General features: G+C 41.1%; 15 protein-coding genes. 9 read left to right on the top strand and 6 right to left on the bottom strand.

Annotated features, from left to right (window positions below; all coding sequences use genetic code 11):
• Window positions 1–162: 162 nt before the first annotated feature.
• The 4 genes from C1E58_RS00745 to C1E58_RS00730 are packed head-to-tail and all read right to left on the bottom strand — an operon-like array spanning window position 163 to window position 2,229.
• The gene (locus C1E58_RS00745; RefSeq protein WP_105209027.1) at window positions 163–450 is read right to left on the bottom strand and encodes a DUF1905 domain-containing protein; all 288 of its coding nucleotides are present in this window, start codon (window positions 448–450) and stop codon (window positions 163–165) included.
• Between the two features lie 8 nt (window positions 451–458).
• Window positions 459–1,112, bottom strand: coding sequence for a DNA alkylation repair protein (locus tag C1E58_RS00740; RefSeq protein ID WP_105209026.1), 654 nt, complete (start codon window positions 1,110–1,112; stop codon window positions 459–461).
• On the bottom strand, window positions 1,102–1,611 hold the full coding sequence (locus tag C1E58_RS00735) for a GNAT family N-acetyltransferase (RefSeq protein ID WP_105209025.1): 510 nt from the start codon (window positions 1,609–1,611) through the stop codon (window positions 1,102–1,104). Before C1E58_RS00735 ends, C1E58_RS00740 begins: the two co-directional genes overlap by 11 nt.
• Complete coding sequence (locus C1E58_RS00730; RefSeq protein ID WP_105209024.1) at window positions 1,612–2,229, bottom strand: DUF5052 family protein; 618 nt, start codon at window positions 2,227–2,229, stop codon at window positions 1,612–1,614. It lies immediately after the preceding gene.
• Between the two features lie 235 nt (window positions 2,230–2,464).
• Here C1E58_RS00730 and ucpA point away from each other — a divergent pair, with 235 nt between their 5' ends.
• Window positions 2,465–3,256: an SDR family oxidoreductase UcpA gene (gene ucpA / locus C1E58_RS00725; protein ID WP_105209023.1), complete on the top strand. Its 792-nt coding sequence runs from the start codon at window positions 2,465–2,467 to the stop codon at window positions 3,254–3,256.
• Between the two features lie 196 nt (window positions 3,257–3,452).
• Here the strand turns inward: ucpA and C1E58_RS00720 are convergent, their stop codons facing one another.
• Entirely contained in the window at window positions 3,453–4,769 is a 1,317-nt protein-coding gene (locus tag C1E58_RS00720; RefSeq protein WP_105209022.1) for an FAD-containing oxidoreductase, read from the bottom strand.
• 196 nt (window positions 4,770–4,965) lie between these two features.
• Between C1E58_RS00720 and C1E58_RS00715 the strand changes: the two genes are divergently transcribed.
• Entirely contained in the window at window positions 4,966–5,775 is an 810-nt protein-coding gene (locus C1E58_RS00715; RefSeq protein ID WP_105209021.1) for a PrsW family glutamic-type intramembrane protease, read from the top strand.
• Between the two features lie 569 nt (window positions 5,776–6,344).
• Window positions 6,345–7,253 carry a hypothetical protein gene (locus C1E58_RS00710; RefSeq protein ID WP_105209020.1) on the top strand — a complete coding sequence of 303 codons (909 nt, stop codon included), beginning with the start codon at window positions 6,345–6,347 and terminating at the stop codon, window positions 7,251–7,253.
• Between the two features lie 199 nt (window positions 7,254–7,452).
• Here C1E58_RS00710 and C1E58_RS00705 read toward each other — a convergent pair whose 3' ends face one another.
• Window positions 7,453–9,123 carry a formate--tetrahydrofolate ligase gene (locus C1E58_RS00705; RefSeq protein WP_105209019.1) on the bottom strand — a complete coding sequence of 557 codons (1,671 nt, stop codon included), beginning with the start codon at window positions 9,121–9,123 and terminating at the stop codon, window positions 7,453–7,455.
• A 214-nt stretch (window positions 9,124–9,337) separates the two neighbouring features.
• Between C1E58_RS00705 and C1E58_RS00700 the strand changes: the two genes are divergently transcribed.
• From C1E58_RS00700 to C1E58_RS00675, 6 genes are all read left to right on the top strand, one after another.
• Window positions 9,338–10,033: a phosphopantothenate--cysteine ligase gene (locus tag C1E58_RS00700; RefSeq protein ID WP_161951242.1), complete on the top strand. Its 696-nt coding sequence runs from the start codon at window positions 9,338–9,340 to the stop codon at window positions 10,031–10,033.
• A complete protein-coding gene (gene coaC / locus C1E58_RS00695; protein ID WP_105209017.1) occupies window positions 10,026–10,571 on the top strand; it encodes a phosphopantothenoylcysteine decarboxylase in 546 nt (181 codons plus the stop codon). Before C1E58_RS00700 ends, coaC begins: the two co-directional genes overlap by 8 nt.
• Window positions 10,561–11,130: an ECF transporter S component gene (locus tag C1E58_RS00690; protein ID WP_105125374.1), complete on the top strand. Its 570-nt coding sequence runs from the start codon at window positions 10,561–10,563 to the stop codon at window positions 11,128–11,130. Before coaC ends, C1E58_RS00690 begins: the two co-directional genes overlap by 11 nt.
• Before the next feature lie 89 nt (window positions 11,131–11,219).
• A complete protein-coding gene (locus C1E58_RS00685; protein WP_029185965.1) occupies window positions 11,220–12,938 on the top strand; it encodes a phospho-sugar mutase in 1,719 nt (572 codons plus the stop codon).
• Between the two features lie 167 nt (window positions 12,939–13,105).
• Entirely contained in the window at window positions 13,106–14,362 is a 1,257-nt protein-coding gene (locus C1E58_RS00680; protein WP_105113545.1) for an ISL3 family transposase, read from the top strand.
• Window positions 14,363–14,538: 176 nt separating this feature from the next.
• Window positions 14,539–15,146, top strand: a 608-nt coding sequence (locus C1E58_RS00675) for a transposase (protein WP_161951244.1), incomplete at its 3' end; no start/stop codon positions are given.

Below are 15,146 nucleotides of genomic sequence, written 5' to 3'. Positions count from 1 at the left end.
GGCATCGTTTCCGATGAGAATAGAAGGTTCACACAACTATTCAAGGTCCGCTCCTGCGTTTCAATTTAATGAAGACCTCCCTAGCGTCGAATGTGACATAGTCACTACTCGGCTCATCGCATGAATCTATTCTACCATAATCTCAAGGATTTGCAAGCCTGATTACTCCATTCGTTCTTGAATGGTTACTTGTACTCTATCACCAGCCTGTTTTCCAATAGCTGCTCGAATAGCCTTTTGAATACCAATAATGTAACAGATATTGCCTGCTTCATCCTTAACTCCCATATTGACAATGGAGCCATCATAGGAATGATCGTCAAATGTCGCGGTTACTTTGACCCTCCCCTTGCCAAACTCTTCTCGTATATCATAGGGAAATATGACATAAGCTCCACCCTTGTCTGGTACTGGATGGATAAGGGCTTCAAATTCATAAACTTTAGACATGGCTCCTCCTAGATGTACTTACTAGCCTCACGGATGGACAAGCCTGCCATTTGGGAACTGTATTTATCAAGAAAAGTCCGCACCCAGTCAGGATTGGTCTTAGAATAATCCCGTAAGCTCCAGCCAATCGCCTTGTTGATGAAAAATTCAGTCTGATTGAGATTGTTGACCAGGATTTTCTCTAGTAACTCTGTATCTGTCTTTTCTTTCTGCAAGAGTTGGTGGTCAATGGCAATCCGTCTCAACCAGAAATCATCATCCACACTCCATTCCAAAATGGTCTGCTTGGCCTCTGGATTGTCCAACACAATTTTACCAACTAACTTGTCCAAGCCGTCGATACTATCCCACCAAGACTTGGTCTGAGCTAACTGTTTCAATCGAGGTAAATCAGCTAAAACCATGTCTTTTTTCTTGGTGACCAGGTAATCAATGGCAATATACTGAAACTCACGGTAGGGTTTGTTCCAGCAAGCCTCTACAAAGTCCCAGTCAATTCCCTGAGCCTCAGATTCTTTGAAAAATAGCCTAGCAACTGTTCGACGATCAGGTGTCCGAACACCTAGAAAGTCAAAATGATTCTTCATATAGGCTTTCATAGGCTGAGCCTGACTGGCATCCGCCACAGCCAACAAACGTTTTTCTAATTCTTCAATCTTCATTTTGCTTACCTACAAGAGATTTTTGAAGCCAGACAATATCATGCCATGTATCAAATTTATAACCAACTTTTTTGAAATGAGCTACCTGTTCATAGCCCCTCTTCTCATGGAGTGCTATAGAGGCTGGGTTTGGTAGGGCGATACAGGCTAAGAAGTTTTTAAAACCACGCGCGTTCAGTTCCCTTTCCAAAGCATTGTAGAGAATAGTTCCAATTCCTTTTCCACGTGCTTCTTGCTTGATATATACAGATAATTCCACCGTCCAATCGTAAGCCGCACGGGCATAGTAGGTTGAAGCATAGGCATAACCTACAAGAGCTCCCTCTTCAACTGCGACCAGATAGGGAAACTTCTCCAAGGTCTTTTCAATTCGACTTGCAAAGGCTTCGACAGTCGGCACTTGAGTCTCAAAGGTAATAGCGGTCTTTTCTACATAAGGAGCATAAATTGCCACAAGGTCTGCAGCATCCTCTAGCCGTGCTGAACGAATGTCTATCATCTAGTTCTCCAATAATTCTCTATCATAAATGGTATAGTCACAACGATAGATAATCAACCGTTTACCATCAATCAAGAGTTCAGAAGTCTTAGGTGCATCAGATGCATAAAGAGACACTTTATCACCTACATAAGTAGCAAGCGGTGTTCCGTTTTGCGAACGAATCAAAACCACCTTTGCCTTACCTGTAAAATCATTTTTGAGACTAGATACCATACGGTTAACAAGCGGAATTGCACGATCGTAATTTGCAATATCTACTGTGGTCTGATATTTCGCATACAAGTCTTCCAAACCTTCTTCAGCTGCAATCAAGGATGAGCCGACATGGTCAATTTCATAATTGCCAAGTGTCACCTTCAAGACAGACGAATCCGCATTGGAATAGCCTTCGGCATCCACAGAGTCAAATTCCTCGTTCCGCGAAATCGATAGGGATTTACCAGACATTTCATCTATCAACTGAGAATTTTCATCATAAGTCCGTACCGTCATCTCCAAGCCAATCCATTCTTCCTTGGTATTTTTCCACCAATTTGAAATTGATTGACAGGCAGAAAGAGTGACTAGACTGGCAGCTAATACAGCACTGAGGGCTAACTTTTTATTCCATTTCATATAAAACCTCCAATAGTTGATACCTTATTGTACCATGTATACAAAAAATACCAAAATGACTAGCAGATTGCATGTTAAATACTAAAAGATTACAGCATATCTGAGAATATATTCTATAAAAATGAAAAAATAAATAAATATCTATCAATTCATTACAGAATTTCTATATAATTAATTGACTTTTTCTTTGAAAAGGATTACATTTTATTTAATATAATAACAAGGAGGAACTCTTATGAAGTTACTTGGAAAAGTTGCATTGATTACTGGTGCTGCGTTTGGTCTTGGCAAAGGGATTGCTGAAGTCTATGTAAAAAATGGGGCTAAAATCTGTATGATAGATAGAGATGAAGCCGTTGAAACAACGGCACAAGAATTACGAGAAAAGTATCATGCAGATATCATTACACATATAGCTGATGTTCGTGAAATAACACAATTACAAGAGGCTGTAAATAAAACGATTGCTGCATTTGGTTCTCTACATATAGCCTGTTGCAATGCTGGAGTCTGTCGATTGGCGCCATTTGAAGAATTTACAGAAGAAATGAGAGATTTCCATATTGATATCAATATCAAGGGGGTCTGGAATACCTGCCAAGTTGCTATTAAGGAAATGCTAAAAGGTGATGGAGGTAGTATTGTCATTGCTTCTTCTGTCACAGGAGATATTGTTGCAGACCCTGGAGAAGCTGCATATGCAATGACCAAAGCAGCAACAGTCGGTTTAACCAAATGCTTGGCTGTCGAGTATGCTCAAAAAAATATTCGTGTGAACTGTACACAATTAGGCTACGCACGTACACCAATGGTAGAACAAATGGCTTTAGAGTCTAATCCTGAAAATCCAGAGCAAATCATTGAGGGAATCGCAAAAGCAGTCCCAATGAAACGACTGGCAGATCCAACAGAAGTTGGGGAATTGTTTGCATTCCTTGGCAGCGATGAAAGTAGCTATATTACGGGTGCCCAAATTGTTATTGATGGAGGTGCTACCCTACCAGAAACTGTCGATATGGGTGTTTAGTATACCATATTCATAAAAAGAGTACAACTGGATAATCTATCATCCAAGTCGTCCTCTTTTTTTTCAAAAAACCGCCCTTTCGGACGGTCATAGTCAACCAACAAAATATGGTCACTCGATGGTCTTGATACTAGTCTAGGAAACGAAGCCGCAGATTATACTTGAGTATAGGCAGATAGCTTCCCTCCCTAAAATATTAAAAATTAAAGACATCATTCAAATTCTCAGCCATCGTCGGATGGGTGAAAATTTGCGTTTTGAAGTAGGTGTAAGGGATTTGGTTGTCAATGGCCATAGCAATCAAGTTAATCAGCTCCTCTGAATTGCGACCAAAGAGAGTCGCACCCAGAACAAGCTTGCTTTCCTTGTCTACGATAACCTTGAAAATACCTTTAAGATCATTATTGACATGGGCACGTGGCATATTGGCAACAGGCAATTCATTGGCAATGTAGTCGTAACCTGCTTCCTTGGCTTCCTTCTCGGTCAGACCAACACGAGACAGCACAGGCGTGATAAAGACACTGGTTGGAATAGACTTACGTTGGCTCAAGCTATAAGTTCCAGTCCCAGTCAACTTGCCGAAGACGATACGGAAGTCGTCTAGGGATGTGTAAGTGAATTGTGGACCGCCATTGACATCGCCCACTGCATAGACACCTGAAACTGTCGTTTCACAGTAGTCATCCACCTTAACAGCACCATTTTCCAAAAGCTCAATCGCTGTATTTTCCAAGCCCAAGTCAGCAGTGTTTGGCACACGACCTGTCGCATAGAGGACAGCGTCGAAGATTGCCGTTTCGCCATTGACCGTCACAGCAACTTGCTCGCCCGCAGCAGCTACTTGCTCAATTTTCGCACCCAAGACGAAGGTCACGCCAGCTTCTTCCATATACTCCTTGGCTAACTTAGCCACCACTTCCTCTTCTCTTGGTAAAATAGCAGAGCTAGCTTCATATACCGTCACCTGACTACCGAGTTTGCTGTAAAGTCCAGCAAATTCCAGACCAATGTTCCCACCACCGATAATGGCCAACTTGTCAGGACGAGTTTCCAAGTTCTGAATACCAGTACTATCATAGACGTGAGCTGTATCCAACAAACCTGGAATTGGAAGCACGCGCGACTTAGCACCTGTATTGATGACAATCGTTTCCGCAGTCAGTCGGATGGATTCCTCACCAGCTGACACTTCCACAACCTTATCCGCCACAAAACGTGCGTGTCCTTGATACAAACTAGCACCGCTGCCTTTTAATACTGCCTCGTTTTTGTTCCGCAAGCGAGTAGTGACTGTTTCCTTTTGCTCCATAACCTGCTCAAAGGTCCAGTTTTTATCTGCTGCGACTAAGAGGGTTTTAGTTGGAATACAGCCGATATTGATACAAGTCCCACCGAACATAGCAGGATTTTCCTCCACCAAGGCAACTTTTTTACCTGACGCAGCTAACTTACCTGCCAATGTCTTACCAGCCTTACCAAAGCCGACGACTAACAAATCAAATTGTTCCATAAGATACTCCTTTTAATGTTTTCAACCTTAGTCTATCAAAAAAGATTTTTTTTGGCACAATTCTGCTACGAGAAAGTATTTTGTAAGTTTTTTGTAATTTTTAGCTAGAAAACACAAGAATATTAGACAAGGGAAGACCATTTTGATACAATGTATCCAAACACTAATCACTTAATACAATAATAAGGAGTAACTAATGAATAACATCGTTCAAAATTGTAAAACCTACTTCCCTATCCTGTTAGCCAGCTTTGGCTTTGTAAAAGGCTGTCAAATGATATTTGAAGAGCTGGCAACACCAAATGGTATGGAAGCCAAGTATCCCTTGTTTTTACTGACCATATCTGTGGCTGCTCTCTATATCATTCCCTTGGTCTGTTTTATACGCCACTTGGAAAACCGCTATGCGATTTCTAAAAAAGTCAGTCAGTTGAGTTGGATTTTGGGCCTAACTGCTGGAGTCGCTTTTTCAGACTATGGGCACACTGCGATTGGCTACTTTTTGCTAGAGATCGTTAAGGTCAGTGATGATTTCCGTTATGACTGGGGCGCAGCTATTTCAGGTCCCTTGGCAGAAGAATTTGGCAAGGCTCTGGTTGTTCTCTTGGTTTTACTAATTGCAAGAAAAATAACTCTCAAACATGCCTTGGTCAGTGGTATCATCGCTGGTCTTAGTTTCCAAATCGTTGAAGATATCATGTTCACTTTTCGTGATATGTTTATTGGTAAACTAGATGGGTTTGAGACTATTATCGGTCGTGTTGGACAGGCTGGTTGGACCCACTGGGTATTTACCATGCTCTTTGCTGTTGGTATGGTGGCACTTTTTACCAAACAAAAAGCCATGTCAACAGTTCAAGGTCTATTTTGGATTGCAGCAAGTATCGGTCTGCATTTCTTCTTTAACTCACCATTACATACAGGTATTTTGACAACCCTGCTTCCAATGGCTAGCATACTTCTAGGCCTTCTTGCCTTTCGAACTGTTGATACATTGGTAGAATAGACTAATAAAGAGGCTAAATGATAAGATAAGAAACAATGAAAAGCATAAAATCGCCTTTACAATTGTGATTCTATGCTTTTTATCTAACGACCTTTATGCTACCCTGACTTTCCAACCCACCTCACCAGTCCCATTATCCTAGCTTTATCTTAACTTTTTAAATTCGTTAAGTAAGGTTTTGTCAATACCGAGAAATGTGTTTGAAAAGTTCTTTCACATTTTACGTTTTCACCGAAACACATGCCAAACGCATGAAGAAAATTTCGTTTTCAGATAACCAATTTTCATAAAAAGTCATATTTTCATCATAAAATGATGTCATAATGTAGGTGATAACGAGGATAAATCAAAGCAATTGTGAAATATTTTTGAAAAAATGCATGTAGCTAGAAAACAGTTACATGCATTTTCTTCATGCATATGGTGTGACCGAAGTATATAATATATTGACCTTTATTTTTTGTTCTTGTATAATTAAGGAGAAAAATAAGTTAGGAAGAATTACTATTAGAGGTTGAAAAATAAAACGTGTCAATTAGACTGTGATTCGTTAGCAGAAAGGAAAAAAGATGAAAAATAAAACATTCTTTATGATTGTGTTAAATCTAGGATTGTTGCTACTATTTGGGGGAGTCGCAACCCTTACAGCAGCAGAAAGAAACTCTTACATAGCAGACCATAGTCAGAAAGTTGAGTTGGACAATCTAACCGTACCAACAGAAGTTAGAGTGGGCGATTTTGGACAAATACGCCGTAGTCTCTCGGATAGTTACTACGACTTAGAATTCAGTCTTGATTTTGAGGTAGAAGATACTTCTGTTCTATCAATAGGAGAAAAAGGGGATTGGAAAGCACTAAAAGCAGGAGTAACTTCTGTTACCGTCCTTCCAGCACAAGCAGATAAAAAACAAAGTTTTTTAAATGAATTATCACAAAAAAATTGGACTTATTTTCCTGGTGTTTATTTAGGACAGACTCCCGTTTCTTCACATCAACAATCTTCACCAGAAAAGATGACCTTCACTGTAACCATCCTCGAAACAAATGACCCCCTCCAATCAGTCAATCTACTTCCTATGTTTAGACTATATAATCCAATTAACCACGAGCATTTCTATACCTCGGATGAGTATGAAAAAGATTATCTGGTAAAAATTGGATGGGGAAATGATGAAGGAGTCGCTTGGCATTTTATAAATACTACTTCAAACAACACACCTGTTTATCGTCTCTATAACCCCATTCTCAAAGACCATCACTATACCTTGGATAAACATGAGGTAGACGTTTTGACAAGTCGATTTGGATGGAAACAAGAAGGTATCGGATGGTATTCAAATGGAAATAAAGAAGTGCATCGTTTGTTTCATCCAGGATTAGTCAGTGGTTCCCATCACTATACCTTGGATAAAAATGAAGTCCAAGTACTTCAAGAGAGAGGTTGGATCTATGAGGGTGTCGCTTGGTATGCTTATTAGGTAGAGATGGAACATTCATTTTAAGAATCAAAAAATTACTGAGGAGACACATTCTACAAATAGTCAGACTACTTCTCTAAATAAAGAGTATCTAAACTCACACAAAGAGAAAAGCATAGACTCATTTTTCGTAAATAAGATGAGTCTATGCTTTTTATCTTGCCGATAATCCTATTTTTATAAACTTCTATTGTTCTATCTAGAACAAACCAATAGCCGTTCCATCTTCTGCCACATCCATATTAAGTGCAGCAGGAGCTTTTGGCAAACCAGGCATGGTCATGACATCACCAGTCAAGGCAACGATAAAGCCTGCACCTAATTTTGGCACAAATTCACGGACTGTAATGTCAAAACCTGTTGGTGCACCAAGGGCAAACTGATCATCTGAGAAGCTATATTGGGTCTTGGCCATGCAGACTGGCAACTTGTCCCAACCATTCTTAGCAAACTCAGCCAACTGGTTACGAGCTTTCTTCTCAAAGACAACTCCTCTACCACCGTAGATTTGTGTAACAATCTTAGTCACTTTTTCTTCCAAGCTGTCTTCAGCCTTGTAAAGACGTTGGTAATTGGCCGCTTGATTTTCAATGGTGGCAACAACTGTTTCAGCCAGTTCGACACCACCTTCCGCACCATTTGCCCAAACACTTGCCAACTCGACAGGTACGCCAATTTCAGCGCAAAGTTCTTTCAGAACGGCAATTTCATCAGCTGTATCTGAGACGAATTCGTTGATAGCAACCACCGCTGGAATACCATACTTCTGGATATTTTCCACGTGGCGTTTGAGGTTTGCAAAACCAGCTTTTACTGCCTCAACATTTTCAGTTGACAATTCAGTCTTGGCTACACCACCATGCATCTTGAGGGCACGAAGTGTTGCGACAATGACCACTGCATCGGGTGCTTTTGGCAGGTTCGGTACCTTGATATCAAGGAACTTCTCTGCTCCAAGGTCAGCCCCGAATCCTGCTTCTGTTACGGTATAGTCGGCCAATCGCAGAGCGGTTGTGGTAGCGAGGACTGAGTTACAGCCATGAGCAATGTTAGCAAATGGACCGCCATGGACAAAGGCTGGCGTGCCGTAGATGGTTTGGACAAGGTTTGGTTTGATAGCGTCCTTCAAAATGAGGGTCAAAGCACCTTCCACCGCCAAATCACGCACGTAGACAGGACTGCGGTCGAAACGATAACCGATAACAATATTGGCCAAACGTTCTTTCAAGTCATTGATGTCTGTCGCCAAACACAAAATCGCCATGATTTCAGAAGCAACGGTAATGTCAAAACCATCTTCTCGTGGAATGCCATTGAGCGGACCTCCCAAGCCAACTGTTACCTTGCGAAGCGCACGGTCGTTGAGGTCTACAACCCGTTTCCAGATGATACGGCGTTGGTCAATACCGACTGCATTTCCTTGGTGGATGTGGTTATCAATCAAGGCTGAAAGAGCATTGTTTGCCGTGGTAATAGCATGCATGTCACCTGTAAAATGCAAATTGATGTCTTCCATGGGTAAGACCTGAGCATAGCCACCACCTGCAGCTCCACCTTTGATCCCCATGACAGGTCCCAAAGAAGGCTCACGAAGGGCAATCATAGTTTTCTTGCCGATTTTTGAGAGTGCATCTGCCAAACCGATCGTAATAGTTGACTTACCTTCACCAGCAGGTGTTGGGTTGATAGCTGTCACCAAAATTAACTTGCCTGGTTCATTGTCCTTAACAGCATTGATTTTATCGAAAGACAGTTTTGCCTTGTACTTTCCATAAAGTTCAATATCATCAAAGCTGATACCAACTTTTTCAACGATTTCTGTGATGGGTTTTAATTCTACACTTTGTGCGATTTCAATATCGGTCTTCATAGTAGCTCCTTTTCCATATTTTTCACAAACATTATACCATATAAAAAATATTTTTCGCATATTTTCTAAAAATTCGTAGCAAATGTACGGTTTTTCATAAATCACTCTCTTGGAATACGAGAATAATCTAGGGAATGTAAATGATCGGTAAAAGATTGTGAAAATCCCTTCTCAGAAACTTTACGAAAAATGGAAATTCTAGTAAAATATGTACATGAAACTATTGATTACATCAGGTGGAACAAGTGAAGCCATCGACCAAGTCCGCGCCATTACCAATCATGCCTCTGGTAATCTTGGGAAAATCATTGCTGAACAGGCTTTGAGGATTGGACATGAAGTCACGCTTGTCACTACCAAGCAGGCTATTAAACCTGAACCACAGAAGAATTTAACCATTATCGAAATTACAAATGTTGAAAGTTTAAAATCAACTTTAGAACCCTTGGTCAAGACCCACCATGCCCTTATCCATAGCATGGCCGTATCGGATTATACACCTGTTTACATGACTGGCTTGGATGAGGTTCAGGCAACCGAAGATATTACTAGCTTATTGGATAAGAAAAATGCTGAGAGCAAGATTTCTTCCAAGGATGACTACCAAGTCCTTTTCCTCAAAAAAACACCTAAGGTTATTTCCTTTGTCAAAAAATGGAATCCAGCTATCCAGCTCATCGGATTTAAACTCTTGGTTGATGTTCCAAAAGAAGAATTATTTGCTGTTGCCCGCCAAAGCATTGAACGCAATGGTGCAGATTATATCCTTGCTAATGACTTGACAGATATCAAAGGTAATCAACACATCGCCTATTTAGTAGACAAGACTTCCGAAGTTCAAGCTCAGACGAAAGAAGAAATTGCCCAGCTTATTTTGGAAACTCTCGAAAAAGGAGAAAAACATGGCTAACATTACTCTGGCTGTAACTGGCTCCATTTCCGCCTACAAGGCTGCTGATTTAACCAGTCAATTAACCAAACATGGTCATCAGGTAACCGTCCTCATGAGCCGCTCTGCTATGGACTTTATAACTCCCTTAACCTTCCAATCCTTGTCAAAAAATCTGGTCCACACAGATGTTATGTTTGAAGAAAATCCTAGCTCTATCAAGCATATTGATATTGCTAAGGCGACAGATCTCTTCATCGTGGCACCTGCTTCTGCCAATACCATCGCGAAATTGGCACATGGTTTGGCAGATAATATGGTTACCGCAACAGCTCTGGCCCTACCCCTTGGGACCAAAAAACTTGTTGCCCCTGCCATGAATACCAATATGTACCTAAATCCTGCTACACAGAAAAATCTCAAAACCCTAGCTGAATACGGCTTTGAGGAAATCAAACCACGCGAAGCCCTTCTTGCTTGTGGCGATTTTGGAACAGGGGCCCTTGCTGAAATTGAGATTATATTAGAGAAAGTGAGTTCTACACTGAATGAAAACTAACAAAGCCAACCAAGTCGCAACCCTAGCTATTTTTATTGCTGTTATGGTCGTTATTGAAACCATCAGTCAGGCTATCTTTGCTGCCTTTGTCCTCCCTGTCAAACCAACCATTACCCACATTCCTGTGATCATTGCCAGCATTATTTATGGTCCTCGGATTGGTGCCCAGTTGGGTGGATTTATGGGGATAATGAGTATCATCCGTAACAGTATTATTCTCTCTCCCTTAAGCTATGTCTTCTCTCCTTTTGTTGAAAACGGAAACATTTACTCTGTCATCATTGCTCTTATACCACGGATTTTAATTGGAGTTGCCCCTTACTTTATCTACAAATTGTGGCAAAATAAAGAAGGTCTTGCACTCGCTGGTTTAACTGGTACACTCACCAACACCATCTTCGTACTTTCCGGAATTTTCTTCTTCTTCGGTGGGGTCTTCAAGGGAGATATTCAAGCTGTTTTAGCAGCCATCGTCTCTGTTAATTCTATCGCTGAAATGATCATTGCAACTATTCTAACCCTTGCAATTGTTCCGGTTTTACAGAAAGTTAAAAAATAAATATCAGAAAATCACGTGAAAGCGTGATTTTTCTTTTCAAACATGGTATAATGAAAGCGTTTAATAGAAAAATTTTAAGGAGATATGCGATGACTTATCAAGAAAACTATCAGACATGGCTCGACTTTGCGGACCTTCCAGATTACTTGCGTGAAGAATTAGTCGCAATGGATGAAAAAACCAAAGAAGATGCCTTCTATACAAACCTTGAATTTGGTACAGCGGGAATGCGTGGTTATATTGGTGCGGGTACTAACCGTATCAACGTATTCGTCGTTCGTCAAGCTACAGAAGGTTTGGCAAAATTGGTAGAATCAAAGGGTGAAGAAGCTAAAAAACGTGGTGTTGCCATCGCTTACGACTCACGTCACTTCTCTCCAGAATTTGCCTTTGAATCAGCTCAAGTTTTGGCAGCGCATGGCATCAAATCCTATGTATTTGAAAGCCTTCGTCCAACTCCTGAGTTGTCATTTGCAGTTCGTCATTACAATGCCATCGCAGGTATCATGGTGACTGCCAGCCACAACCCTAAAGAATTTAACGGCTACAAGGTTTACGGTGAAGACGGCGGACAAATGCCACCAGCTGATGCAGATGCATTGACCAACTTCATCCGCGCCATTGACAATCCATTTGCAGTTGAATTGGCTGACCTTGAAGCAAGTAAGGAAAATGGCTTGATTACAGTTCTTGGCGAAGAAACTGATGTTAAGTATCTTGAAGAACTCAAAGACCTCAACATCAACCCTGAACTGATTGCGGAATACGGTAAAGACATGAAGATTGTCTACACACCACTTCATGGTACGGGTGAAATGTTGGCTCGTCGTGCCCTTGCACAGGCTGGCTTTGAGTCTGTTCAAGTTGTGGAAGCACAGGCAACTGCTGACCCTGACTTCTCTACTGTCGCTTCACCAAACCCAGAAAGCCAAGCTGCTTTTGCCCTTGCGGAAGAATTGGGCCGTGAAGTCGGTGCAGATGTTCTTCTTGCAACTGACCCAGATGCTGACCGTGTTGGTGTTGAAGTTCGTCAAGCAGACGGTTCTTACTGGAACCTCTCTGGTAACCAAATCGGTGCTATCATTGCTAAGTACATCCTTGAAGCCCACAAGCAAGCAGGTACACTTCCTGCAAACGCTGCCCTTGCTAAGTCAATCGTATCCACTGAGTTGGTAACTAAGATTGCTGAAAGCTACGGCGCTACCATGTTCAATGTCTTGACTGGTTTCAAATTCATCGCTGAGAAAATCCAAGAGTTCGAAGAAAAACACAACCATACTTACATGTTTGGTTTTGAAGAAAGCTTCGGCTACCTCATCAAACCATTCGTGCGTGACAAGGATGCTATCCAGGCTGTGCTTATGGTTGCTGAAATTGCTGCCTACTACCGTTCACGTGGCATGACCTTGGCTGACGGTATCGATGAAATCTTCAAAGAATACGGCTACTTTGCTGAGAAAACAATCTCTGTTACCCTTTCTGGCAAAGACGGTGCAGAACAAATCAAGGCAATAATGGCTAAGTTCCGCGATAACTCACCAGCACAATTCAACGCAACTGACATCGCAGTCTTTGAAGACTTTGCCCTTCAAACCAAAACAGATAAAGATGGAAACGTTGAAAAACTCACTACTCCTCCATCAGATGTCTTGAAATACACCTTGGCAGATGATTCTTGGTTTGCCGTTCGTCCTTCAGGAACAGAACCAAAAATCAAATTCTACATTGCAACGGTTGGTGAAACCCTTGCTGAAGCAGAAGAAAAAATCGCCAACATCGAAAAAGAAATCAACGAATTTGTTGGGTAAGAATTGGAAATCAAAAAGAGTCGCACACCGCGGCTCTTTTTTTGGCTCTATAATTTCTGTAGTGGGTAAAACCACTGTAGAGATTATGGAGCCTTTTTGAGTATAGAAAAAAAGTCCCATATGACCTATAATGAAAAGCGACTAAACAACTCATTAGAAAGACTCATATGGAACAACTAAATCTTATCACAAATTTTCTCAGAATTAAAGACAAAAATATTACTATCTCTAATGAATATGACCTGGGAACTCACTTAGAACTCCACGGTCACTTGGATTACACAGCCCCTAAATGCCCAAAATGCACGGGACAAATGGCAAAATACGATTTCCAGAAAGCCTCTAAAATCCCCTACTTAGAAACAGCTGGCTATCCCTTACTTATCCGCCTCAGAAAACGTCGTTTCAAGTGCAAAGAATGTGGGAAAATGGCTGTCGCTGAAACTCCTCTTGTCAAGAAGCACCATCAAATCGCTGTCGCAGTTAACCAGAAAATCGCTCAATTACTCATCGAAAATCAAGCAATGACACATATCGCACACAGGCTATCCATCTCAACATCATCAGTTATTCGAAAACTAAATGAATTCAAATTTGAAACGGATTGGAACAAGCTTCCAGAAGTCATGTCCTGGGACGAGTATGCCTTCAAGAAGGGGAAGATGAGCTTTATCGCACAAGATTTCAACTCCCTGAATGTCATAACCATTCTGGACGGAAGAACTCAAGCAACCATTCGAAACCACTTTCTGCGCTATCCTAGAAAGGTTAGAAATCGGGTCAAAGTCATTACCATGGATATGTTTAGTCCATACTACAAATTGGCTAGACAACTATTTCCAAACGCCAAGATTGTTCTGGATCGCTTTCATATCGTGCAACACCTTAGTCGTGCTATGAACCGTATCCGTATTCAAATTATGAACCAACTCGATAGAAAATCGCCGGAATACCGTGCCTTGAAACACTACTGGAAATTGATACAACAAGACAGCTGTAAAATCAACGATAAACGATTTTATCGCCCTATGTTTCGAATGCATTTGACTAACAAGGAAATTCTAGAAAAACTCCTATCCTACTCAGATGAACTCCGACAGCACTATGAACTCTATCAACTTCTCTTATTCCACTTCCAAAAGAAGAACTCAGACCATTTCTTTGACCTCATCGAACAGGAATTAGCCACTATTGATCCTATTTTCCATACGGTATTTAAGACATTTCTAAAGGATAAAGAAAAGGTTTTGAATGCCCTGGAATTGCCTTATTCCAACGCCAAACTGGAAGCTACCAACAACCTCATCAAAGTCATTAAGAGAAATGCCTTTGGTTTCAGGAACTTTGAAAACTTTAAGAAACGAATTTTGATTGCCTTAAACATAAAAAAAGAGAGAACGAATTTCGTCCTCTCTAGATGTTAGCTTTTCATCTACCCACTACAGTTGACAAAGAGCCCTTTTTTTGATGAATAAAGAGAGGCTGGGCAAAAACTAGCCGCTCATACATAAAAAACGAGCAATTCCAATTAGGAGTTGCTCGTTTTCCATTTCATGCTTTATAATTATAATAACCACAAAACAACTAGAAAGGCATGAAAATGTATAAACAGTATAACACAAATCAGCTTAGTTTGGAATTAAATATTGCTTGGGACTTACCTGCAACGCATGAGGCTCGTCTGATTAGTCAGTTTGTGGATACTATTCCTCAATCCGTTCTATTGGAAGAAACTTCCCATACTGGTCGTCCAGCCTTTCATCCAGCTATGTTGCTTAAAATGACCCTGTTTGCCTACGCTCGTCAGGTATTCTCTGGTCGGAAAATCGTTCAAATGAATGAAGAAGTTATTCCTATGAAATGGCTGAGTCAGGATACCTATGTCTGTTATCGGACCATAAACAGTTTTCGGGCTAGCACACACGCCAATCAGCTCATCAAAACTGCCTTCATCTACTTCACTCTCCTCCTCAGAGAGAATGGATTGATTGAAGATGAGGCCCTCTTCATTGACGGGACCAAGGTAGAAGCTGATGCCAACAAGTATTCTTTCACGTGGAAAAAGGCCGTTGAACGCTATGAAGATGCCTTGAACGGAAACATTTCTGCCCTTTATGACAAGCTAGTTCAAGAAGGGGTGAATACTGCCTTGTCCAAGGAAGAATGCCTCACTAGCGAGGGACTAAACCAACTCCTACAAGAAACCGA

This window comes from Streptococcus suis, from assembly GCF_002964575.1.
In the GTDB taxonomy this organism is placed as follows: domain Bacteria; phylum Bacillota; class Bacilli; order Lactobacillales; family Streptococcaceae; genus Streptococcus; species Streptococcus suis_R.
This window is presented reverse-complemented; position numbering and strand designations above follow the sequence as displayed.